19 protein-coding genes are annotated in these 22,230 nt (G+C 62.0%); 17 read left to right on the forward strand and 2 right to left on the reverse strand.

Annotated features, from left to right (window positions below; genetic code table 11):
* Positions 1-155: 155 nt before the first annotated feature.
* From HPQ64_RS11055 to HPQ64_RS11135, 17 genes are all read left to right on the forward strand, one after another.
* Positions 156-1,679: a sugar ABC transporter ATP-binding protein gene (locus HPQ64_RS11055; RefSeq protein WP_172888386.1), complete on the forward strand. Its 1,524-nt coding sequence runs from the start codon at positions 156-158 to the stop codon at positions 1,677-1,679.
* Positions 1,676-2,725: an ABC transporter permease gene (locus HPQ64_RS11060; RefSeq protein ID WP_172888387.1), complete on the forward strand. Its 1,050-nt coding sequence runs from the start codon at positions 1,676-1,678 to the stop codon at positions 2,723-2,725. Before HPQ64_RS11055 ends, HPQ64_RS11060 begins: the two co-directional genes overlap by 4 nt.
* 7 nt (positions 2,726-2,732) lie before the next feature.
* A complete protein-coding gene (locus HPQ64_RS11065; protein ID WP_172888388.1) occupies positions 2,733-3,683 on the forward strand; it encodes an ABC transporter permease in 951 nt (316 codons plus the stop codon).
* Positions 3,684-3,880: 197 nt separating this feature from the next.
* Positions 3,881-4,882, forward strand: a complete 1,002-nt coding sequence (locus HPQ64_RS11070; RefSeq protein WP_172888389.1) for a Gfo/Idh/MocA family protein — start codon at positions 3,881-3,883, stop codon at positions 4,880-4,882.
* A gap of 2 nt (positions 4,883-4,884) precedes the next feature.
* Positions 4,885-6,459 carry an acyl CoA:acetate/3-ketoacid CoA transferase gene (locus tag HPQ64_RS11075; RefSeq protein WP_172888390.1) on the forward strand — a complete coding sequence of 525 codons (1,575 nt, stop codon included), beginning with the start codon at positions 4,885-4,887 and terminating at the stop codon, positions 6,457-6,459.
* Positions 6,456-7,223, forward strand: coding sequence for an enoyl-CoA hydratase-related protein (locus HPQ64_RS11080; protein ID WP_172888391.1), 768 nt, complete (start codon positions 6,456-6,458; stop codon positions 7,221-7,223). The genes HPQ64_RS11075 and HPQ64_RS11080 overlap by 4 nt, the downstream gene beginning before the upstream one ends.
* A 9-nt stretch (positions 7,224-7,232) precedes the next feature.
* On the forward strand, positions 7,233-8,768 hold the full coding sequence (locus HPQ64_RS11085; protein ID WP_172888392.1) for an aldehyde dehydrogenase family protein: 1,536 nt from the start codon (positions 7,233-7,235) through the stop codon (positions 8,766-8,768).
* A gap of 52 nt (positions 8,769-8,820) precedes the next feature.
* Complete coding sequence (locus HPQ64_RS11090) at positions 8,821-10,071, forward strand: ABC transporter substrate-binding protein (RefSeq protein WP_172888393.1); 1,251 nt, start codon at positions 8,821-8,823, stop codon at positions 10,069-10,071.
* Between the two features lie 65 nt (positions 10,072-10,136).
* Positions 10,137-11,039 carry a carbohydrate ABC transporter permease gene (locus HPQ64_RS11095; RefSeq protein WP_172888394.1) on the forward strand — a complete coding sequence of 301 codons (903 nt, stop codon included), beginning with the start codon at positions 10,137-10,139 and terminating at the stop codon, positions 11,037-11,039.
* Positions 11,039-11,944: a carbohydrate ABC transporter permease gene (locus tag HPQ64_RS11100; protein ID WP_172888395.1), complete on the forward strand. Its 906-nt coding sequence runs from the start codon at positions 11,039-11,041 to the stop codon at positions 11,942-11,944. Before HPQ64_RS11095 ends, HPQ64_RS11100 begins: the two co-directional genes overlap by 1 nt.
* Positions 11,945-11,948: 4 nt before the next feature.
* On the forward strand, positions 11,949-13,064 hold the full coding sequence (locus HPQ64_RS11105; protein ID WP_172888396.1) for an ABC transporter ATP-binding protein: 1,116 nt from the start codon (positions 11,949-11,951) through the stop codon (positions 13,062-13,064).
* On the forward strand, positions 13,061-14,545 hold the full coding sequence (locus HPQ64_RS11110) for a GMC oxidoreductase (RefSeq protein ID WP_172888397.1): 1,485 nt from the start codon (positions 13,061-13,063) through the stop codon (positions 14,543-14,545). Before HPQ64_RS11105 ends, HPQ64_RS11110 begins: the two co-directional genes overlap by 4 nt.
* The gene (locus HPQ64_RS11115) at positions 14,542-15,300 is read left to right on the forward strand and encodes a 3-ketoacyl-ACP reductase (RefSeq protein WP_172888398.1); all 759 of its coding nucleotides are present in this window, start codon (positions 14,542-14,544) and stop codon (positions 15,298-15,300) included. Before HPQ64_RS11110 ends, HPQ64_RS11115 begins: the two co-directional genes overlap by 4 nt.
* A gap of 9 nt (positions 15,301-15,309) precedes the next feature.
* Entirely contained in the window at positions 15,310-16,896 is a 1,587-nt protein-coding gene (locus HPQ64_RS11120; protein ID WP_172888399.1) for a GMC family oxidoreductase, read from the forward strand.
* Positions 16,897-16,904: 8 nt separating this feature from the next.
* The gene (locus tag HPQ64_RS11125) at positions 16,905-18,065 is read left to right on the forward strand and encodes a dihydrodipicolinate synthase family protein (protein ID WP_172888400.1); all 1,161 of its coding nucleotides are present in this window, start codon (positions 16,905-16,907) and stop codon (positions 18,063-18,065) included.
* A 6-nt stretch (positions 18,066-18,071) separates the two neighbouring features.
* Positions 18,072-19,094 carry a LacI family DNA-binding transcriptional regulator gene (locus HPQ64_RS11130; RefSeq protein ID WP_172888401.1) on the forward strand — a complete coding sequence of 341 codons (1,023 nt, stop codon included), beginning with the start codon at positions 18,072-18,074 and terminating at the stop codon, positions 19,092-19,094.
* 98 nt (positions 19,095-19,192) lie between these two features.
* A complete protein-coding gene (locus tag HPQ64_RS11135; RefSeq protein WP_172888402.1) occupies positions 19,193-20,185 on the forward strand; it encodes a class 1 fructose-bisphosphatase in 993 nt (330 codons plus the stop codon).
* A 151-nt stretch (positions 20,186-20,336) separates the two neighbouring features.
* Here HPQ64_RS11135 and HPQ64_RS11140 read toward each other — a convergent pair whose 3' ends face one another.
* Entirely contained in the window at positions 20,337-21,206 is an 870-nt protein-coding gene (locus HPQ64_RS11140) for a MurR/RpiR family transcriptional regulator (RefSeq protein WP_172888403.1), read from the reverse strand.
* A gap of 118 nt (positions 21,207-21,324) precedes the next feature.
* Positions 21,325-22,230 (reverse strand): myo-inosose-2 dehydratase, encoded by a 906-nt coding sequence (gene iolE / locus HPQ64_RS11145; RefSeq protein ID WP_172888404.1) that lies wholly within the window; start codon positions 22,228-22,230, stop codon positions 21,325-21,327.

The following is a 22,230-nucleotide window of genomic DNA, read 5'->3' on the forward strand; positions in this document are numbered from 1 at the left end:
TCTAGTGTGGTTTCCGGATTTGAAATACGCTCCGACGGCGGCTGCAATGGTGAGGCGTATTTCAAATCCACCACACTAGCGGCCCCGGTCACGCTCCGGGGCCGCTTTTCCCCTGAAATACGGAACTGGCCGGCGTCCCCGGCGAGGAAACGGATATGACCGAGGCCATAGTCGAATACCGCGGTATATCGAAATATTTCGCCGGCATACGGGCGCTGGAGAGTGTCGATTTCGCCTGCCACCCGGGCTCGATTCACGCCATCCTCGGCGAAAACGGCGCGGGCAAGTCCACCTTGATAAAGATCATGTCGGGCGTTCTGCAGCCCGATGCGGGCGAGATGCTACTTGAAGGAAGGCCCGTCACCTTTCCCACGCCCCATGCGGCGAACGATGCCGGCATCGTCTGCATGTTTCAGGAATTGTCGCTCGTTCCCGATCTTTCGGTTGCCGACAATATCTCCATCTCCAGGCCGCCGCGGCGCTTCGGCCTGATCGACAGGCGCGCCCAGGTCGCGCGCGCCGAAGAGCTTCTGGCCCAGGTGCGCTGTGAAGATGTCGATCCGAACGCGCTCGTGCGCGAGCTTTCCCTCTCCCGCCGCCAGATGGTCGAGATCGCCAAGGCGATCGGGCGAAATCCCAAGGTTCTGATCCTGGACGAAGCGACATCGGCCTTGACCTCGCGCGACGTTCAGACGGTCTATGACCTTCTGGCCGACCTGAAGACGAAAGGCGTCGCCAGCCTTTTCATCTCGCACCGCATGCATGAGGTGGATGCGCTTTGCGACACGCTTTCCGTCTTTCGCAATGGTCAGCACATCGAAACCTTCGCCAAGGGCGAAAAGAGCGAACGCGAGATCGTTCGCCTCATGATCGGGCGCGACGTCGAAGCCCATTTCCCGCCGAAACCCGCGCCCAAGCCGGTTGAAGAGCGGGGCGAGGAACTGCTGAATATTCGCGGTCTCAAATGGGGCAATCGGCTGAACGGGATCGATCTTTCGTTGAGGCGGGGCGAAATCGTGGGGCTCGGCGGGCTTGACGGCCAGGGCCAGAAGGAGTTGCTGCTCGCGCTTTTCGGCGTTCTTCGCGATGTCGATGGCGAGTTTCATATTGGCGGCCGCAAGGGCCTTCCGTCTTCTCCCGCCGCCGCGAAATCGGGCGATACGCGGATCGCGCTTGTGCCCGAAGACCGCAAGACGGAGGGGTTGATGCTTGGCATGCCGATTGCCGACAATCTTCTCGCGGCTTCCTTTTCGAAGATTTCGCGCGGATTTCTGATAGATCCCGCCCGCGCGCGAAAAGCGGTCGATGAGGAAGTCGAGAGATTGCGCATCAAGGTCGGTTCGGTGGCCGATCCTGTCATGACGCTTTCGGGCGGCAACCAGCAGAAAGTCGTAATCGCCAAATGGCTGATGACGGATCCCGACATCATCTTGCTCAACGATCCGACGCGCGGCATCGACGTCGGCACCAAGCAGGAGATTTACAGGCTGATGCGTGAACTGGCGAACGAGGGCAAGGCGCTCCTGTTTTATTCTTCCGACTACGCGGAACTGATCGGCTGCTGCGACCGTGTCTCGGTCCTGTACTCCGGGCGTGTCGTGAGCGAGCAGGAGGGAGATGCCATCACCGAGGAAAGCCTGGTCGCCGCCTCGCTCAACATAGGTGTGGAAGCGGCATGACGCACAAGGCTGGCTGGAAAAGGTGGCTGTTCCAGAACATCGGGTTCGCCACGGCGTTGCTCCTGCTCATCGTCCTTTTCCTGACCTATAACATATTGCATCCGCGCGGGTTTTCTTCCGCCGTCGCCATTCAGAATTCGAATGAGACCGCGGCGATCGCCTTCGTCGCCATGGCGCAGACGCTGCCCGTTCTGCTCGGCGGGCTCGATCTTTCGGTCGGTGCGGTGATGACGTTGACGAATTGCGTCGCCTCCGAATTGCTGAACGGATCTCCCTGGCAGATTTTGTTTGGAATGTTCCTGACATTGCTGACGGGCACGGCATTCGGGTTCATGAACGGCTGTATCGTCGTCTATGGCCGCATCCAGCCCATCATCGCCACCCTCGCCACGGGAGCGATCGCCATCGGCCTTGCGCTCCTGATAAGGCCGAAGCCGGGCGGCAACGTGGATGACGATCTGGGTTGGGCGCTCACCAATTCGGTCTACGACTTCGCGGACACATACGGGCTTGCGGATGGGGGCAATGCCTGGTGGCTCAGGCCATTTGCCGATATTCCGGTGCCGATCATGCTCATCGTCTTCGTGGCGGTCGTGGCCTGGGTGCCGTTCCGCCGCTCGGTCACGGGCCGTACGGTCTATGCCATCGGCTCGGCGGAAGGGGCTGCCTATATGTCCGGCCTGCCGATCGAGCGCGCCAAGATCGCCGCCTTCACGCTGGGCGGCTTTTTCGCGGCCTGCGGCGGCCTCTATCTCGCCATCCAGACGTCGTCAGGCAATGCGGACATCCAGCAGGCCGGCGCCTACACGTTGAACTCCATTGCCGCCGTCGTGCTCGGCGGCACGTCGCTGCTCGGCGGCGTCGGCAGCGCCATCGGCAGCCTCGTCGGGGCCATGATCCTGCGTGTCATCTCTTTCTACTTCCGCATTCTCGACATCGACCCGCTGCTGCAGCCGCTGATCGAAGGGGTCGTTCTTCTGGTCGCTGTCTCCTTCGGCGCATTCCGTACGTTGAGGGTGAAGAACCAGCTCGATCTGTTCAGGTAGGTTTCCCATGCGCATGTCCGTTGCACCCGAGAACCGGCCCATCGTCATCGCCTCTCTCTTCGTCGTGGTGATCCTGCTTGCCGGAACCGCCTACACACTTTCCACCGCTGGAAGCGCGCCGCTCCTTTCCCCGAACTACCTCCTCCAGCAATTGCAGACCGGGTCTTTCCTCGGCATTTGCGCCGCCGGCATGATGATGGTCATCCTGCTTGGCCAGATAGACCTGTCGATCCCCTGGACATTGACCGCGGCCGCGATGACGGCAACCGCCGTCGGTGGCGATCTGGCCTTGCCGACCGCGCTTGGCGTCGGCATTGCGGTCGGGCTATTGAACGGCTTCGGCGTCGCCTACCTGCGCATTCCTTCCATGATCTTCACGCTTGGGGTCGACACGGTATTGCGGGGTTTGATGGTCGCGCAAACAGGCGGCTTCGCGCCGCAGGATACGGCAACGCCCATCATGCTATTCCTGGCGAAGGACAAGCTTCTCGGCATTCCCGTCGCCATTTTCGTATGGGCAGGTGTTTCCCTTCTCATTGCGCTCATGCTGACGAGAACCGGCTTTGGCCGTTCTCTTTACGCCACGGGCTCGCGCGAGGGGGCGGCATATCTTTCCGGCATCCGCACGAAATGGGTCATCGTCGGTGCCTTTGTGATTTCAAGCGTCTGCGCGTCAATCGCCGGCGTTCTTCTGACAGGTTATTCCGCCAAGGCCTATCAGGGCATGGGCAATGCGTTCCTGCTTCCCGCCATCGCCGCCGTCGTGCTTGGCGGCACGCATATCCTGGGCGGCAAGGGGCGGTATATCGGAACCCTCATCGGCGTGGTTCTGATCGTGCTGCTAAATTCCGTCCTCTCGATCATGCAAATGCCCGAAGCCGGCCGGCAGATCATCTACGGCTCGGTCATCATCGGCATGCTTCTGGTCTACGGGCGCAACCAGCGCGTGACTTCGTGACGAGCCCGGCATGGCTCGCCGTAACGCGTCAGGCGCGGTGCGAGCAGCCTCTTCGCGCGAAAGATCGGCGCCGGATAGCGCCAGAGGCAAGGCAATCCTGAAACGGAAAATCGGTTGACACTTTTGGAACGGTCCAGTACCTAATTGGGAGAATTTGGAACGATCCAAAAATAATTCAAGGCTATGGGAGTGTAGGCATGAAATGGGCGCTGATCGGGGCGAGCAGAATAGCATCGGGTTATGTGATCGATGCCATACGTGCCCAGAGCGGGCATGAGATCGCCTCGGTCCTGAGTTCCGATGAAGGGCGCGGGCGGGACTACGCTGAAACACACGGAATCGCCCGAAGCTCGACCGATCTCGATGAAATCCTCGCCGATCCGGAAATCGACGCGGTTTATATCTCGACCACCAACGAGAAGCATCATCCGCAGGCGATGGCCGCTATTGACGCCGGCAAGCATATCCTTTGCGAAAAACCGCTGGCGATGACGCTTTCGGATGCTGTCGAAATGGTGCGGGCCGCCGAGGCGAAGGGTGTCGTCTTCGCCACCAATCATCATCTCCGCAACGCCGGCTCCCACCTTGCCATCCGCGATCTGATCGCCTCCGGCCGCATCGGCGAGGTCCTGAGCGCCCGCGTTTTCCATGCCGTCAATTTGCCCGAGCATCTTCGCGGCTGGCGCATCAACGATCGAGCCGCAGGCGGCGGCGTGATCCCCGATATCACCGTTCATGATGCCGATACGGTCCGCTTCCATCTGGGCGAGGATCCGGTCGAGGTCGTGGCCCAATCCGCGGTGTCGGGCCTTGGCCAGGGGGTGGAGGATAGCGTGATGTCCGTCTGGAAGATGCCCTCGGGCGCCATGGTGCAGACGCATGAAAGCTTTACCCATCCCCACGCCGGCACGGGGATCGAGTTTCACGGGACGAAGGGGTCGATCTTCGCGCGCGATGTGATGACGCAGCGCCCGGTCGGAGGCGTGTGGCTCGTGGGGCCGAACGGCCGTCAGGACGTGTCGTTTGACGATCACAACCTTTATGTCCGCGCGCTTGGAGAATTCGCGAAGGCGGTTGTCGGAAACGGTCGTCCGGCGGCAGACGGCGTGGACGGGGTGAAGTCGCTTGCCGTCGCGCTTGCCGTTCGCGAGGCCGCCGATCAGGGCAGGGCCGTTCGTGTGGATTACGGCGGGATTTGAGCATGAAATCGAAGATCGTCACGGCTGACGAAGCGGCGGCACGCATTCCGGACGCAAGCGTCGTCACCGTCTCGTCGTCCTCCGGCCTCGGCTGCCCGGACAAGGTGCTGGAGGCCATAGGCGCGCGGTACGAGCGGGAGGGGCACCCGCGCGGCCTCACCACGCTGCACCCGATCGCCGCCGGCGACATGTATGGCATCAAGGGCGTCGATCACATCGCCAGGGACGGTCTCCTCAAGAAGATCGTCGCCGGATCCTATCCAAGCGGGCCATCCTCGCTGCCGATGCCGGAAATCTGGCGAATGCTGGTTGAAGACCGCGTTGCCGCTTACAACGTGCCCTCCGGTATCCTGTTCGACATGCACCGCGATGTCGCGGCACGGCGCCCCGGCGTCTTCACGAAGGTCGGGCTGGACACTTTCGTCGATCCCGGGCGCCAGGGCTGCGCGATGAACAAGTCGGCAGAGGTGGAGCCCATCGTCGCGCGAGTCGACCTTAATGGCGAGACCTGGCTGCATTTCCCGAATATCGTGCCGAATGTCGCCATCTTGCGCGCCACCACGGCGGATGAGCGCGGCAACCTGACTTACGAGCACGAGGGCGCTTACCTCGGCGGTCTCGAACAGGCGATCGCCGTTCGCAATCATGGCGGTCTGGTCATCGCCCAGGTGAAGCGCGTGACGGTGGCGGGTTCGCTCCGCCCGCATGACGTCCGGGTGCCGAGCCACCTTGTCGATCTCGTGGTGGTTGATGCCGACCAGCGCCAGACGACGGAAACGTATTACGATCCGGCGATTTCCGGTGAAATCCTCAGGCCTTGGTCGAGCTTTTCGCTTGCCGAGCACGGGGTGGAAAAGGTCGTCGCGCGCCGTGCGGCGATGGAGCTGAGAGAGGGCCAGACGGCAAACCTCGGCTTCGGAATTTCGGCGATGGTGCCGCGCGTCCTTCTGGAGGCCGGCCATCCGCAAGCGGTGACCTGGGCGATTGAACAAGGCGCGACCGGCGGCATGCCGCTCACCGGTTTCGCCTTCGGCTGTGCTTCCAATGCCGATGCCTATGTGCCATCCCCGCAGCAGTTCATCTATTTTCAGGGCGGCGGCTTCGACCTCTCTTTCCTGTCCTTCCTCGAAATCGACGTGGAAGGAAACGTCAACGTCTCGAAACTGGGCAAGAAACCGTATCTCACCGCCGGTTGCGGCGGTTTTGTCGATATCACCGCGCATGCGAGGAAGATCGTTTTCTCGGGCCTTTTCGAGGCCGGAGCCGAGATCGAATTGACTGAAGATGCGCTGAGGGTCGGCAAACCCGGCAAGTTCACCAAGATGGTCGACGAGGTCGAGCATGTGACCTTCTCCGGCAGGCGCGCACGCGAAACCGGCCAGGAAGTTCTTTATGTGACGGAGCGCTGCGTCATTCGTCTTGAAGACACGGGCCTCGTCGCCACCGAGATCATGCCGGGGATCGATCCCGTCCGCGATATCGCCGAGGCTTCTCAAGGCCGGGTCCGTATCGCCGAAAACGCGCGCGAAATGCCGCAAAGCCTTTTGTCCAACGGTCCTATGGAGCTTGAACTGTGAGCGCGCTGCATCTCAACCGTTCGGGCCCGATTGCGGAGATCAGGCTCGACAATCCGGACAAGCTCAACGCCTTGACGGCGGGTATGCTCGAGGCGCTTGAAAGCCACTGCACGGCGATCGAGCGCGACCCGGACCTGCGGGTGGTCGTCGTGACGGCGGAAGGCGAGCGCGCGTTTTGCGCGGGCGCGGATATCGAGGCATGGTCGAAGCTGTCGCCTGCGGAGTTCGCCCGTCACTGGGTGCGGGACGGCCACCGCGTGTTCGACCGTCTGGCGCGGCTTTCGAAGCCGACCGTGGCCGCGATCTCAGGGCATGCCTTCGGCGGCGGATTGGAGCTGGCGGCTGCCTGCGACATCCGCGTGATGGTCCCGGGCGCGACGCTCGGGCTGCCGGAAGCGAATGTCGGCATCGTCCCCGGCTGGTCCGGCACGCAGCGGCTGCGGCGCCTCCTGCCCGAACCCGTCATCAAGGAGATGGCGCTTTTCGGACGGCGCATTACCGCCGAGCGTGCATTGGCGCTCGGCTTCGTTGCTGATGTGAGCGAGAATGCGCGTGAAGCAGCCCACGAGATCGCCCTGGGTGCGGCGAAGCTCTCGCCTCGGGCGGCGGAGGTTGCGAAAAACATGATCCATGCCGGCGCGGGAGAAGACAGCGCCGCCTTGATCGAGGCGCTCGGCAGTGCCGCGATTTCGGCAAGCGAAGACAGGGGCGAAGGGGTCGCCGCCTTCCGTGAAAAGCGTAAGCCCTCGTTTACCGGCAGATAGGCGGTCGATATGACGATCCATGACCTTACCGTGATTTCCGCCGTTGACGGTTCGGCTCTTCCGAAGAAGCCCTTCACCGGCCGTCATCTGATCGACGGTCAGTGGCGCGATAGCCTTGACGGGGCAACCTTTGTCCGCCGCTCTCCGGCCCATGGAACGCTGGTCTCCGTCAGCGCCAAGGGTGGATCGGAAGATGTGGAAGCGGCGGTTGCGGCTGCCCGCCGCCGCTTCGACGATGGGCGCTGGCCTTTTTCCTCCGGCAAGAAACGCGCGAGCCTCCTCACCCGGGTCGCCGATCTGATCGACCGCGAGCGCGAGCGGATCGCCTTGGTCGAGACGCTTGAAAGCGGCAAGCCGATTTCCCAGGCGCGTGCCGAAATCGAGGGGGCCGCCGATCTCTGGCGCTATGCCGCCGCCCTTGCCCGCACCGTTCACGGCGACAGTCACAACAGTCTCGGGCAGGATATTCTCGGCTTTGTTCTGAAAGAGCCTGTCGGCGTGGTGTCGATCATAACGCCTTGGAATTTTCCGTTCCTGATCGTTTCCCAGAAGCTGCCCTTCGCGCTTGCCGCAGGCTGCACCGCCGTCATCAAGCCGTCCGAACTTACGCCCTCGACGACCGTCATTTTGGGCGAGCTTCTTCTCGAGGCGGGCCTTCCCGACGGTGTTGTGAACATCGTCCTGGGTTACGGCGAGCCGGTTGGCGCGGGGCTCACGACGCATGCGGATGTCGACATGGTGTCCTTCACCGGATCGACGGGTGTCGGAAAGTCGATCGCCGCCTCGGCGGCCGCGACCTTGAAAAAGGTGTCATTGGAACTTGGCGGCAAGAACCCGCAGGTTGTCTTCCCGGACGCCGATCTCGACAGCGCGATCGATGCCATCGTCTTCGGCGTCTATTTCAATGCCGGTGAATGCTGCAACTCCGGCTCGCGTATCATCGTCCACAAGGATATCGCGCAGGAGGTTGTCGAGCGGGTCGTCGCGCTTTCGAAGAAAGTGCCGTTTGGCGATCCGCTCCACCCCGAGACCAGGGTCGGGGCGATCATCTCTCCGGAACATTGTCGCAAGATCGATGGATACGTGAAATCGGCGGCGTCCGGTGGGGCGGCGATCCATCTTGGCGGTGGAGAGCTTGCCGTTCCGGGCTTGTCTGGCCAGTTCTATCAACCCACGGTCGTTTCGGATGTTACCGGCGATATGGCGATAGCGCGCGAGGAAGTGTTCGGCCCCGTGCTTTCGGTGCTGACGTTCGATACGCCGGATGAAGCGCTTGGCCTTGCCAACGCGTCGTCCTACGGCTTGTCGGCGGGCGTGTGGAGCGAGAACGTTCACACCTGTCTTGAATTCGCGAGAAAGGTGAAGGCGGGAACCGTCTGGACCAATACCTGGATGGACGGCTTTGCCGAACTTCCCTTCGGAGGCTTCAGGGAAAGCGGCCAGGGCCGGGAACTTGGCCGATACGGGCTGGAGGAGTTTCTGGAAGTGAAAACGCTCCAGATGCGGCTAGGACAATCGCGTGAACTCTGGTTGAATTCGCGCTGACTTGTAAAAAGGTTCGAACCTTTTGAGAACGCATACAAGGGAGGAAAAAGTTATGCGTGGGAAATTCGGAATAACGATGACGGCGCTCGCCGCACTGATGACGTCGGCGGCTGTTGCCGAGGCGGGCGAGGTGGAAGTCCTGCACTGGTGGACGTCCGGCGGCGAAGCCGCGGCGCTCAACGTGCTTAAGGAGGATCTCGAAAGCCAGGGTGTGAGCTGGCAGGACATGCCGGTCGCGGGCGGCGGCGGCACGCAGGCGATGACGGTGCTGCGTGCGCGCGTTACCGCCGGCAATGCGCCGACGGCGGTGCAGTTTCTGGGCTTCGATATTACCGACTGGGCGAAGGAAGGCGCGCTCGCAAACCTCAACGATATCGCAGCGGAAGAGAATTGGGACGAGGTCGTCCCGAAAGCACTGCAGAAGTTCTCCAAATACGACGGCAAATGGGTCGCAGCACCCGTGAACGTTCACTCGACCAACTGGGTGTGGGCGAACAAACCCCTTCTCGACGAACTTGGTATCGCGCAGCCCACGACCTGGGACGAGCTGATCGCCGCGATGGAAAAGGTGAAGGCTGCCGGCAAGGTCGCGCTTGCCCATGGCGGTCAGGCCTGGCAGGACACGACGATCTTCGACGCGGTGGTTATGTCCACCGGCGGTCCGGATTTCTTCAGGAAGGCCTTTGTCGATCTCGATCCGGAAGCGCTTGGCTCCGACACCATGAAGGAAGCCTTCGACCGCATGTCGGTGCTTCGCGGTTATGTGGACGACAATTTCTCCGGCCGCGACTGGAATCTTGCAACCGCCATGGTCATCAACGGCGAGGCCGCCTTCCAGTTCATGGGCGACTGGGCGAAGGGCGAATTCCTGAATGCTGGCAAAACGCCGGGTGAGGATTTCCTGTGCTTCCGCTTCCCCGGAACCCAGGATCAGGTGACCTTCAACTCCGACCAGTTCGCCATGTTCAAGCAGGGCGACACGGTCTCGGAAGATCAGGCGGCGCTCGCCAAGGCGATCATGTCGCCGTCCTTCCAGATCGCGTTCAACACGGTCAAGGGGTCGGTGCCGGCGCGTACCGACGTCTCCGACGCGGAGTTCGATGCCTGCGGCAAGAAGGGCATGGCCGATCTTGCGGCTGCGAACGCATCCGGCAACCTGATCGGCTCGATGGCCCACGGCCATGCGAACCCGGCCGCCGTCAAGAACGCCATATACGACGTCGTGACCGCGCACTTCAACGGTGAATACGACAGCGAGACGGCCGTCTCCGAACTCGTCACCGCCGTCGAGATCGCGCAGTAAGAGACAGGGAAAACTGCGGGAAGCCGGTTCTTCCGACTTCCCGCCACCCTGACGGGGCTAGGTTCATGTCCGTATCAGAGACCTCCGGTCGCGCCGGTCGAGCCGACTGGCTGCGGGACGCTTTGCCGAAACTGGTGCTCAGCCCGAGCTTCGCGCTCGTCTTGATCTTCGTTTACGGCTTCATCGTCTTCACCTTCTACCTGTCGTTCACCGACAGCCGGATCCTGCCGAGTTTCGGGCTCGTCGGCTGGCAGAATTACACGCGCCTCTTCTCGCTTCGCGCGTGGGATATCGCGGTCAAGAACGTCCTGATCTTCGGTTCGCTCTACATCCTCATCTGCTGTGTGCTGGGTCTGGCGCTTGCTATCCTGCTCGACCAGAAGATCCGCGCCGAAGGCTTCATCCGCACGATCTATCTCTATCCCATGGCGCTCAGTTTCATCGTCACGGGTACGGCGTGGAAATGGTTTCTCGATCCCGGTATCGGGCTTGAGGCGGTCGTGCGTTCCTGGGGGTGGACCAGTTTCGAGTTCGACTGGATCAAGAGCAGCGACATGGCGATCTATACGATCGTCATTGCCGCCGTCTGGCAAACGAGCGGCTTTGTGATGGCGATGTTCCTGGCTGGCCTTCGCGGCATCGACAACGAGGTGATGAAGGCCGCCCAGATCGACGGGGCGTCGAATTGGGCGCTTTACCGGCGGATCGTTATTCCCCAGCTTCGGCCTGCCTTCATGTCGGCCTTCGTCGTGCTCGCCCATATGGCGATCAAGTCCTATGATCTCATCATCGCGCTGACGGGCGGCGGGCCCGGTACGGCGACCGAACTTCCCGCCACCTTTATGTATTCCTACACCTTCACCCGCAACCAGATGGGCATCGGTGCCGCATCGGCCACGATCATGCTGATGGCGATTGCCGCGATCATGGTTCCCTACCTCTGGTCCGAACTCAGGGAGAAGAAGTGATGGCGACCGCGGCCGCGACAACGAATGCCGGCGCCGGCTCGGCCCAGGTGATCCGCACCGGAGCGGGCAGCCGCTACGTGATCTACACGCTGCTGATCCTGTTCTGCCTTTATTATCTGCTGCCGCTTTACGTGATGGTCGTGAACTCGCTCAAGCCCTTGAGTGAAATTCAGGCCGGCGGCATGATGGCGCTGCCTGATGCCCTGACTTTCGCGCCCTGGGCCAGCGCCTGGTCGTCCGCGCAAGTGGGTGTCGAGGCGACGGGCCTGAGGCCCTATTTCCTCAATTCGATCCTGATGGTCGTGCCGGCGGTGGCGATATCGACGGTCCTCGGCGCGCTGAACGGCTATGTGCTCACCAAATGGCGGTTTCGCGGAGATACGATCGTCTTCGGGTTGCTCCTCTTCGGTTGCTTCATTCCGTTCCAGATGGTGCTGATCCCGATGGCGCGCATGCTGGGGCTGATGGGGATCGCGGGCACCGTGCCGGGGCTGGTCTTCGTGCATCTTGTCTACGGCATCGGCTTCTCGACGCTTTATTTCCGCAACTACTACCAGCAGTTCCCGACGGAACTCGTGCGCGCGGCGATGATCGACGGGGCGGGCTTCTTCACGATCTTCCGCCGCATCATGCTGCCGTCGTCCGGGCCGATAGCGGTGGTCTGCATCATCTGGCAGTTCACGAACATCTGGAACGACTTCCTCTTCGGGGCGAGCTTTTCGGATTTCGACAGCCAGCCGATGACGGTTGCGCTCAACAACCTCGTCCAGTCCTCCACGGGCGTGAAGGAATACAATGTCCATTTCGCGGGCGCGATCATGGCGGCCTTGCCGACGCTCTTCGTTTACATCGTCGCCGGCCGCTTCTTCGTGCGCGGTCTGATGGCCGGCAGCGTAAAGGGTTGAACCGATGGGATTTCTCGACATCAAGAACGCGACCAAGTCCTACGGGCCGGTCCGGGTCCTGCATGAAACCGATATCTCGGTGGAGGAGGGCGAGTTTCTGGTCCTGGTCGGCCCGTCGGGCTGCGGAAAGTCCACGCTGCTCAACATGATCGCCGGGCTTGAGGATGTGACGTCCGGCGAAATCGCGATCCGGGGGCGGCGCATGAATGAGGTGCGCCCGGCGGACAGGAACATCGCCATGGTGTTCCAGTCCTACGCGCTTTATCCGAACATGAACGTCGCGCAGAACATGGCTTTCGGGCTGGAAATGCACGGCGTGCCGAAGGCCGAGCGCGACAAGGCGGTCAAGGACGTCGCGGAGTTGCTTCAGATCACGCCGTTGCTCAACCGCAAGCCCGGCCAGCTTTCGGGCGGCCAGCGCCAGCGTGTCGCCATGGGCCGCGCGCTGGTGCGCCAGCCGGATGTCTTCCTGTTCGACGAACCCTTGTCCAATCTCGACGCCAAGCTGCGCGTCGACATGCGCACGGAAATCAAGAAGCTCCATCAAAAGCTCAAGACCACCATCGTCTACGTCACGCATGACCAGATCGAGGCGCTCACCCTTTCGACGCGCATCGCCGTCATGTATGGCGGCTACGTCCAGCAGCTCGGCACGCCGAAGGAGATTTACGACAACCCGGCGAACATGTTCGTCGCCGGCTTCATGGGCTCTCCGTCGATGAACCTTTTCCCGGCCAAGGTCGAGTTGGAGAACGGGCAGGCGGCGGCGCGGATCTCGCTTGTCGACGGCAAATCCGCGATACTGCCGTTCGCGCCCGGAAACGCCATGGCCTCGCAAGAGGGGCGGAAGATCATCCTCGGCATTCGCCCGGAAGCGATAACGGACGAAGACGGCGCGGACCGCAACAGCCAGGCCATCCACAAGCTGGAATCGGTGGTGGAAGTTACCGAGCCGGCGGGTTCGGACACTTTCGTCGTCACGCAGCTTGGCGGCAAGGAGGTGACGGCCCGCTTCCGCGCGGATGTGGAAGTCAGGCCCGGCGACAGCTTCCCCTTCGCGGTCAACATGGAAAAGGCGGTCGCCTTCGATCCTGAAACGGAAATGCGGATTTCGGGATGAGCGGCACGCCGGATATCGTCATCATCGGCTCCGGCATGGGCGGGGCGACGCTCGCCGCAAGCCTGGCGCCAACGGGCGCGCGCATCGTTATTCTCGAGCGCGGGCACCAGATCCCCGACGATGCCCCGGCCCGCGATCCGAACCGCATTTACAAGAACAGCGCCTTCCGCGACAGGGAAACCTGGCTTGACGAGAATGGCCGCCCTTTCGAGCCGGGGAATTATTACAATGTCGGCGGCAATTCCAAGCTCTACGGCGCGGTGCTGATCCGCTACCGTGCCGAGGACTTCCAGGAGATGCGCCATTTCGACGGCGTCTCGCCCGCATGGCCTTTCGGTTACGAGGAGCTTGCGCCCTGGTACGACAAGGCGGAAGAGCTTTATCAGGTGCGTGGCGATGCCGCCTCCGACGAGACGGAACCACCCCACGGGAAGGACTATCCCTTTCCCCCCGTGCCGGACGAGCCTGCGGTCGCATCCGTTCGCGCCCGGCTTGAAAAGGCCGGCGCGCATCCCTTCACGCTGCCGCTCGGTGTCGATATCGACCGCTGGCTTGCCGCCGGCAACACGGGTTGGGACGGATATCCCGACACGCGCTGCGGCAAGATGGATGCCGAAACCTGCGGCCTTGCGCCCGCCCTTGAACATCCGAATGTGGACCTTGTGACCGGGGCTCATGTCACCGGCCTGAAGGCCGGTCCTGATGGCAAGCGCATCGCCGAGGTCGTTTATCGCAAGGACGGCGTGGAAGAGCGGCTTTGCCCGCGCGTCGTGGCGCTTTGCGCGGGTGCGGTGCAGTCGGCGGCGCTTCTGCTCCGCTCGGGCCTTGCGAACGGCTCGGATCAGGTCGGGCGCTGCTTCATGAACCATAATGCCAGCGCGGTCATCGCCATCGATCCGCGCTTTCGCAATGACGCGGTCTATCAGAAGACGTTCGGCCTCAACGACTGGTATCTGTCGGATGGCAATGGCGGGCCGCCGCTTGGCAACGTTCAGCTTCTCGGGCGTGTCGTCCCGGATATCCTGAAAATACAGGTGCCGAGCCTGCCGCGTCCGCTCGCGCGCTGGATCTCCGGCCACGCGATAGACCTTTACCTGATATCCGAAGATCTTCCCGATCCGGAAAGCCGTGTCGTCCTGAACGGTAACGACATCCAGCTCATCTGGCGAAGGTCGAACATGACGGCGCACCGCCGTCTGTTGGAGAAGACGAAAGCGACGCTGAAGGCGGCCGGATTTCCCGTCGTCCTGTCCAGGCTCTTCGACGGGCGGGTGCCTTCGCACCAGTGCGGCACCTTGCGCATCGGCGGCGATCCTTCCGCCTCGGTGCTCGATCCTGATTGCCGGTCCTGGGACCATCCGAACCTTTTCGTGACAGACGCGAGCGCGCTGCCAACGTCTGCGGCGGTCAACCCGGCGTTGACTGTCGCAGCACTCGCGTTGCGTGCCGCTGAAACGGTCAAGAAGGAGCTTGCGGCATGAATCGCGTGGCGCTGATCACGGGCGGACAGCGCGGCATCGGCCTTGGCGTTGCCCGCTCGCTCGCCGAAGCGGGGTTTTCGCTCGCGCTCGCTTCCGAGGTCGATCCGCAAGACGCAAGCGTTGCCGATGCCCTGAAAAGCCTGGGGTCATCCGCCCGCTACTATCGTCACGACCTGCGGCAGATTTCAGGTGTCCCCGCATTGCTCGACCGGATCGAGGCCGACCTCGGGCCTGTCACCACGCTCGTTTCCAACGCAGGCGTCTCGGCGAAACAGCGCGGCGACATGCTGGAGCTTGAGGCCGACAGCTTCGATTTCGTGATGGATATCAACCTGAAAGGGGCGTTCTTTCTGGCGCAAAACGTCGCGAAGCGTATGTTGGAACGTTCCAGTTCTCACTACCGCTCGCTGGTCTTCATCACCTCCGTCAGTGCTCGCATGGTTTCGGTCGAGCGGGCGGAATACTGCCTGTCGAAGGCTGCAAGCTCGATGATGGCGCAGCTTTTCGCTGCCCGCCTCGCCCCGCACGGTATCGGCGTGTTCGAGCTTCGTCCCGGCATCATCGGGACGGACATGACGGCGGGCGTGAAGGACAAATATACCGCGCGGATAGAGGCTGGCCTCGTGCCGGCGGGCCGCTGGGGCGAGCCACGGGACATCGGTTCCATCGTCGTGCCGATAGCGGAAGGGCGCATGGCATTTGCAAGCGGTGCGGCAATCCCGGTCGACGGTGGCCTGTCGATCCCGCGTCTGTGAGGCTTGGCAATGAACGACGGTTTCGACTTCATCATAATCGGCGGCGGCTCGGCAGGCTGCGTCCTGGCGGCGCGGCTTTCCGAAAATCCCGAAACACAGGTTCTGCTGCTGGAGGCGGGCGGCAGCGACCGGCACCCGTTCTATCATGTGCCCGCAGGCTTCGCGAAGATGACCAAGGGCATCGGAAGCTGGGGCTGGCACACGGTCCCACAGCGGCACATGAAGGGCCGGGTCTTCCGCTACACCCAGGCCAGGGTCATCGGCGGCGGTTCGGCGATCAACGCGCAGATCTATACGCGCGGCAATGCGCTTGATTACGACGAGTGGCGCCAGCGCGGCTGCGAGGGGTGGGGCTATGACGACGTTCTGCCCTACTTCAAAAAGGCCGAGGATAACGACACTTTCGAGGACCGCTATCACGCCAGGGGCGGCCCGCTCGGGGTGTCGCAACCTCGCGCGCCGCTGCCGATCTGCGAAGCTTACTTTCAAGCGGCGGAGAAACTCGGCATTCCCCGCAATCACGACATGACGGGCGAGAAGCAGGACGGCGTCGGCTATTACCAGCTCACACAGCGCAATGCCCGGCGCTCGTCGGCGGCAATGGCCTATCTCGCGCCGAACCGGATGAGGGCGAACCTCACCGTCCTGACCGGCGTGCAGGTCGGGCGCATCATCGTCGAGGCTGGCCGCGCGCGGGGCGTGGAACTGGTCGACGGGCGCCGGCTCGCGGCGGCTGAGGAGGTGATCCTCTCTTCCGGTGCCATAGGCTCGCCAAGGCTCCTGCAGCTTTCAGGCATCGGTCCCGCCGATCATCTGAAGGGACTCGGCATTCCGGTCGTCCTCGACCAGCCGGAGGTCGGCTCGAACCTGCAGGACCATCTCGATCTCTACGCGATTTGCGAAGTTTCGGGCCCGCACACCTATGACCGTTACGCGAAGCTTCACTGGTCCGCGGTCGCGGGGCTTCAGTACCTTCTGACGAAGAGCGGGCCGGTCGCTTCCAGCCTCTTTGAAACCGGCGGCTTCTGGTACGCCGACCGACAAGCCCGCTCGCCGGACGTGCAGTTTCACCTGGGCCTCGGGACGGGGATCGAATCCGGTGTCGCCGCCATGCCGGACGGCGGCGTGACGCTCAACGCCTGTTACTTGAGGCCGCGCTCGCGCGGCTCTGTCAGGCTCGCAAGCTCCGATCCGGCCGACGCTCCGCTGATCGACCCGAATTACCTTGAAGACGCCAATGACCGGCGAAATTCCATCGAGGGACTGAAGCTTGCGCAGGCGATCCTGGCGCAGGACCCGCTGAAGCCCTTCATCAAGGCGGAGCGCCTGCCGGGCCCGGGCGTGAAGAGCGATGAGGATTATTTCGCTTTCATTTGCGAGCACTCCAAGACCTCGCACCACTGCGCCGGCACCTGCCGCATGGGCTCTGAGCCTCAGGCCGTTCTCGACACGCGCCTGCGGTTCAACGGCATTGAGGGTCTTCGCGTCGTCGATGCGTCCATCATGCCAACCGTCGTTTCTTCAAACACGAATGCGCCGACCATCATGATCGCGGAAAAGGCCGCGGACATGATCAAGGAAGATCGCGCTTTGTGAGGTCAGATATGCGCCTGCCAACCTATGCCGGAATGCTGGAACGTTATGAGCCGACCGGGGATCCGCTCATCCCCCGCGCCCCGTCCGTTCCGCTCACCCGCACGGCTTTCGCCGCGGCTCACGTCGTGTCCGACCCGCTCGCCGAGCGCGATCCCTGGGTCGGGCGGCCTGCAGTCGACTGGAAGAACACGCTGCGCTTCCGCCACTGGCTCTGGGATCAGGGGCTTGGCCTTGCGGAGGCGATGGACACCGCGCAGCGCGGCATGGGCGTCGATTGGTTGACGGCGAAGGAACTGATCGAACGGACGATGAGGGAGGCGAAGGCCCATCCGCTGAAGCCGCGCGTTGCCTGCGGCGCGGGCACCGATCAGATGCCGCCAGCGGAGCTGAAAACGGCGGATGCCATTCTGGCCGCCTATAGCGAACAGATGGAGGCGATCGAGGCTGCCGGCGGTCAGGTGATCATCATGGCCTCGCGCGCGTTTCCGGCAATCGGCGCCAGCCGTGAGACTTACGCCGAGGTTTACGGCAGGCTGATCGAACAGGCGCGCGAACCCGTCATCCTCCATTGGCTGGGGGACATGTTCGATCCGGCGTTGAAGGGGTATTGGGGATCGGCGGATGTTGCGGCGGCCTCGGATGCGGTTCTTTCGATCATTGCCGCCAATCCGGGCAAGGTCGACGGCATCAAGATCTCGCTTCTCGACCAGGCGCATGAGGAAGTCTTCCGTTCCCGCCTTCCCGAAGGCGTGCGCCTTTATACCGGTGACGACTTCAACTACGCTGCCCTGATCGAAGGCGACGGCAAACGGCATTCGCACGCGTTGCTAGGTATATTCGCCGCGATAGCGCCCGCCGCGAGTCAGGCGCTGGAGGCGCTTGCGAAGGGTGATCTTGAGACCTACCGCAGCCTTCTTGAACCCACGGTCCCGCTCTCGCGCGAAATCTTCAAGGCCCCCACGCAGTTCTACAAGGCGGGGATTGCGTTTCTGGCTTGGCTTAACGGCGCGCAAAGTCATTTCATCATGCCGGGCGGGTTCCAGTCGTCGCGGGAGATCACCCATTACGCTGAAGTGTTCCGTCTCGCCGACAAGGCGCGCCTTCTGTCGGATCCCGATCTTGCGGCAGAGCGGATGGGCCTGCTGCTTCGCCTCCACGGGATTGAGTAAGTACCCATGAAGAAGCGGCCCACGATCATGGATGTTGCCCGCCACGCGGGCGTCTCGAAGTCCACCGTCTCGCTGGTGCTTCAGAACAGCCCGCTGGTCAGGGAGGCAACCCGTCGGCAGGTCGAAGCGTCGATGGCCGCCCTCAATTATGTCTACAACCGCTCGGCGGCAAATCTTCGCGGCGTCGGCACAGGCCTCGTCGGCCTTGTCATCAACGACCTTCGCAATCCGTTTTTCACCGAGTTTGCCGCAAGCGCCCAGATGGCCTTTTCGCGCCGGGGCTTCGCCACGGCGATTGCGAACACCAACGAAGACCCGGACATCCAGGCGCAGACCATCGATTCCATGATCGAGCATGGCGTCTCCGCGTTCCTCATTTCTCCCGTTTACGGAGGCGAGACATCGAGCTTCGACCGTATCGAGCGCGCAGGCATTCCGACCATGCAGGTGCTTCGCATGGTCGATGAGCGCACGGATATCTTTCCCTTCGCCTCTCACGACTATGCAACCGGGGGAAAGCTCGCCACGCGGCATCTGGTGGAACTCGGATGCCGGAATATCGCCTTCGTCGGCGGCCTGGAGGATCGCCCGATCACGCTCGAGCGCATGGCGGGTTACCGTAACGTGATGGAAGCCGAAGGCTTGCGGGCGCGGTATTTTCCGGGTAGGCCGTCACGCGCCTTCGGACGTGAGACGGCCCGCACTCTCAATCGCGACCACCGCGATATCGAAGCCGCCGTTTGCTTCAGCGATCTCGTGGCAATGGGAATGCTCTTCGGCTTCGCCGAAATCGGTGTCGAACTTGGCAGGGACTTCCGCGTCGTCGGTTTCGACGACATCGAGGAATGCTCGCTCGTCTTCCCGCAGCTCAGCTCCATACGCTGCGATACAACCCGCTTCGGCGAAAAATCGGCGGAAACCATGCTCCGCTGGATCGAGGATGGTGTGCACCCTCCGGCGGTCCATCGCTATCCGGTGGAGCTTGTCGCCCGCCATTCGAGCCTCGGCGCGCCCCGGCGGAGCGGTTGAGCAGGCCCGGTCGGCCCAGGCCGGTTGAAAGGGCCGGACTTGCGAAATGATTTATCATGTCCCGTCGCCGTCTCGGCGGGATTAGGAGAGGAAAGACGATGAGCGGGAGAACGCTTGAGGCATATCTCCACGAATTCACCGAAAGCAGCGGCGCGGTGGACGCGAATGTGGCGCAAACGATCCGCCTTTTCGCGGAAGCCGCCGTTCGCATGCGCTTGGCGATCAACGACGGTGCGCTGGGCGATGCGTTTTCCGCCGTTCGCGAGGCGGCCCACGCGCATGGCGACGAGCAGAAGGAGCTAGACGTCTTCGCCGACGAACTGTTCCTGGATGCCGCGCGCCGCGCGCGGGTGTCCTTTTACGCCTCCGAGGAATTGGCGCACCCGGTTGCGCTCGACCGGTCTTCGGAAATCGCGATCGCCATCGACCCGCTGGACGGTTCCTCCAACATCGACACCAATGTTTCGATCGGCACGATCTTTTCGATCCTTCCCTCGAAGGGCGATGAGGCCGCAACGTTTTCCCAGCCGGGCAGCGCGCAGCTTGCGGCGGGCTTTTTCGTTTACGGCCCGCAACTCGCCTTCGCCCTCACGCTCGGTCGCGGCACCAGCGTCTTTGTCTATTCTGCGCGGCTTGAAGCCTTCGTCGAAGCCTATCCGCAAATGTCGATCCAGGAGACCGCGCAGGAATTCGCAGTCAATATGTCCAACTACCGGCATTGGGACGAGGCTGTCCGCCATTACGTCAACGATTGCCTGAAAGGCGTCGACGGTCCGCGCGAGAAGGAATTCAACATGCGCTGGATCGCCTCGATGGTGGCCGACACTTACCGCATTCTCATTCGCGGCGGTGTGTTCCTTTATCCGGGTGACTGCCGCGAAGGTTACTCGGCAGGGCGCCTGCGCCTCGTTTATGAAGCGAACCCGATTGCCATGCTGGTGGAGCAGGCGGGCGGCAAGGCGACGGACGGCACGTCCCGCGTTCTGGATATCACGCCGAAGGGCCTTCACCAGCGCTCGCCGCTCGTCTTCGGATCCTCAAGGGAGGTCGAAAAGGTCGCGCTCTATCTCTCCGGCTCCTCGGGAACCTGACCAGGGCAGACATGGGATGTCCCGCAGGCGTGCAAAGCGCTGGCGGAATTCTCATGCGCCCTTTTCGGCGCTTGCGGAAATGAATCCGGCAATTCTGGAATTAAGCACGACGCCGCATTATTCGGCCCCTCGCAGGGCGGCGCGGGCGCTTTCAAGGCTGGGTAACCGTCGGAATTCGCGGCTCTTTTCCCTTCTGGAGGCGCGAGGCAAGGGCGATTGCCAGCGCCTGCGCAAGGCACATCGGCGCGGCGAGAGAGCGCGAAAATGTGTATTCGTACTCCGGCACGGAAAACAGAAGATCCGCGTTTTTGGAAAGTGGAGACAGCGTGGAATCGGAAATAGCCAGGATCGGCACACTCCGTCTGGCAGTATCATCCATGATGTTGACGACTTCGTTCGCGTAGAAACGGAACGATACCGCAATCAATAAATCCTTATTGGTCGCCAGCTTGGCCCTGTGGGTCGCAAGGCCGCCGCCTTCACTTAAAAGGACATTTGGTTTACCTAACATCGTCAGGGCGTACTGCAACAGCATCACGATGGGCGCTGAGCGTAACTGACCGATGAGATAGATGGTGTTCGCCTTTTCCATCATTGCGGCCGCGCGTTGGATTTCCTCTCCGCTGACGTTGCTGAGAAGGTCCTGAAGAGAGGCGATATCGCGCACGACGAGATCCTTCAGGAAACTGCCCGCGCCTGCCTGGTCCGACCTGACAAGGTCCGTTTCAAGCGCCTTGATCCGCGCCTCGAAACCCGGTGCGGCAGTGGACAGGCGGCGCTGAAACACGCCTTGAAGCTCCTTGAAACCCTTGTAGCCGAGCGACTGGGCGAAGCGAACGAAGCTTGACGCGTGAATGCCGCGCAGGTCCGCAATCGCATTTACCGACATGACCGCGACGTCATTGGGGTTTTGCGTCAGGTATTCGGCAATCCGCTGATAGGATTTGCTCATCCCGTCGTATCGCTCATGGATGATGCGGATAAGCTCTTCGTAGTCCTTCGGCGGGGTGGCGGTTTCCATAGATCTCTGCCTTGCAATTTTTATTGCATAATGCGCCGAATTTCGCGCCATGCGCAAGCTGCCGGGGACCGGGAAACCGCTTGAGCGATATAGGGTTTGCGCCGGGAACCGCCAGTATTCAACCGGAAATCACCGTGTATTCCGCAGCGTCTACAACGCGAAGCAGTTCCTTGTAACCAATTTGAGCCATCTGAAAAGGCGGGCTGATTTTCGGGTCCTGCTCGGCCTCTACGACAAACCAGCCCTGATAGCCGAAAGACGCCAGCCGATGGACGATCCGCCCAAAATCGAGATCGCCATCGCCTGGTACCGTAAAGACACCTTTGACCACGGCATCGAGAAAACTGTCCTTTGAACGGTCGAGCCCGTTCACCACGCTCATCCGAACATCCTTCGTATGAACGTGGCTGATCCGCCGGTGGTGATGGTTGATGACGCGAATGACATCGCCGCCGGCCATGGCCATATGCCCGGCATCGTAAAGCAGTTTGACCGCTTCACCGGTCCGGGACAGAAACAAGTCAAGTTCCGGCTCGGTCTCGATCGCTGCTGCCATATGGTGATGATAGGCGAGCGGCATGCCTTCATCGGCGCACCACTCGGCGAAGGCGGTCATCTTTCGGCCATAGGCTTTCATTTCCTCTTGAGAGAGCTTCGGTTTCGCCGCAAGCGGCTTTGTCCGATCGCCCTGGATTGAGCATGCCGTCTCGCCGTAGACGATGCAGGGCGCATTCGCCGCGATGAAGAAGTCCATCTGCTCGCGAATGCGATCCTTCTCTTCCTCGATATCTCCATCAAGAAGCAGGCCCGAGAACCAGCCTCCGCATACCGACATCCCGTATTTCTTCAGGATAGGCCCGAGTTCCGACATGTTCATCGGGAAGCGGCGCCCGGTTTCCATGCCGGTAAATCCCGCTTCGGATGCCTGGCGCAGACATTCCTCAAGGCTCACGTCGTCTGAAAGTTCCTCAAGATCGTCGTTCCACCATGCGATGGGTGCGATACCCAGCCTTGCCTTGAGCAT

Origin of the sequence: Hongsoonwoonella zoysiae, assembly GCF_013266695.1 — a bacterium.
In the GTDB taxonomy this organism is placed as follows: Bacteria; Pseudomonadota; Alphaproteobacteria; order Rhizobiales; family Stappiaceae; genus Hongsoonwoonella; species Hongsoonwoonella zoysiae.

Bases quoted from the DNA above. Each gene is read 5' to 3' on its own strand.
- HPQ64_RS11055 (WP_172888386.1), top strand. From the start codon at position 156: ATGACCGAGGCCATAGTCGAATACCGCGGTATATCGAAATATTTCGCC.
- HPQ64_RS11060 (WP_172888387.1), top strand. From the start codon at position 1,676: ATGACGCACAAGGCTGGCTGGAAAAGGTGGCTGTTCCAGAACATCGGG.
- HPQ64_RS11065 (WP_172888388.1), top strand. From the start codon at position 2,733: ATGCGCATGTCCGTTGCACCCGAGAACCGGCCCATCGTCATCGCCTCT.
- HPQ64_RS11070 (WP_172888389.1), top strand. From the start codon at position 3,881: ATGAAATGGGCGCTGATCGGGGCGAGCAGAATAGCATCGGGTTATGTG.
- HPQ64_RS11075 (WP_172888390.1), top strand. From the start codon at position 4,885: ATGAAATCGAAGATCGTCACGGCTGACGAAGCGGCGGCACGCATTCCG.
- HPQ64_RS11085 (WP_172888392.1), top strand. From the start codon at position 7,233: ATGACGATCCATGACCTTACCGTGATTTCCGCCGTTGACGGTTCGGCT.
- HPQ64_RS11090 (WP_172888393.1), top strand. From the start codon at position 8,821: ATGCGTGGGAAATTCGGAATAACGATGACGGCGCTCGCCGCACTGATG.
- HPQ64_RS11095 (WP_172888394.1), top strand. From the start codon at position 10,137: ATGTCCGTATCAGAGACCTCCGGTCGCGCCGGTCGAGCCGACTGGCTG.
- HPQ64_RS11100 (WP_172888395.1), top strand. From the start codon at position 11,039: ATGGCGACCGCGGCCGCGACAACGAATGCCGGCGCCGGCTCGGCCCAG.
- HPQ64_RS11105 (WP_172888396.1), top strand. From the start codon at position 11,949: ATGGGATTTCTCGACATCAAGAACGCGACCAAGTCCTACGGGCCGGTC.
- HPQ64_RS11110 (WP_172888397.1), top strand. From the start codon at position 13,061: ATGAGCGGCACGCCGGATATCGTCATCATCGGCTCCGGCATGGGCGGG.
- HPQ64_RS11115 (WP_172888398.1), top strand. From the start codon at position 14,542: ATGAATCGCGTGGCGCTGATCACGGGCGGACAGCGCGGCATCGGCCTT.
- HPQ64_RS11120 (WP_172888399.1), top strand. From the start codon at position 15,310: ATGAACGACGGTTTCGACTTCATCATAATCGGCGGCGGCTCGGCAGGC.
- HPQ64_RS11125 (WP_172888400.1), top strand. From the start codon at position 16,905: ATGCGCCTGCCAACCTATGCCGGAATGCTGGAACGTTATGAGCCGACC.
- HPQ64_RS11130 (WP_172888401.1), top strand. From the start codon at position 18,072: ATGAAGAAGCGGCCCACGATCATGGATGTTGCCCGCCACGCGGGCGTC.
- HPQ64_RS11135 (WP_172888402.1), top strand. From the start codon at position 19,193: ATGAGCGGGAGAACGCTTGAGGCATATCTCCACGAATTCACCGAAAGC.
- HPQ64_RS11140 (WP_172888403.1), bottom strand. From the start codon at position 21,206: ATGGAAACCGCCACCCCGCCGAAGGACTACGAAGAGCTTATCCGCATC.
- iolE (WP_172888404.1), bottom strand. From the start codon at position 22,230: ATGCTCAAGGCAAGGCTGGGTATCGCACCCATCGCATGGTGGAACGAC.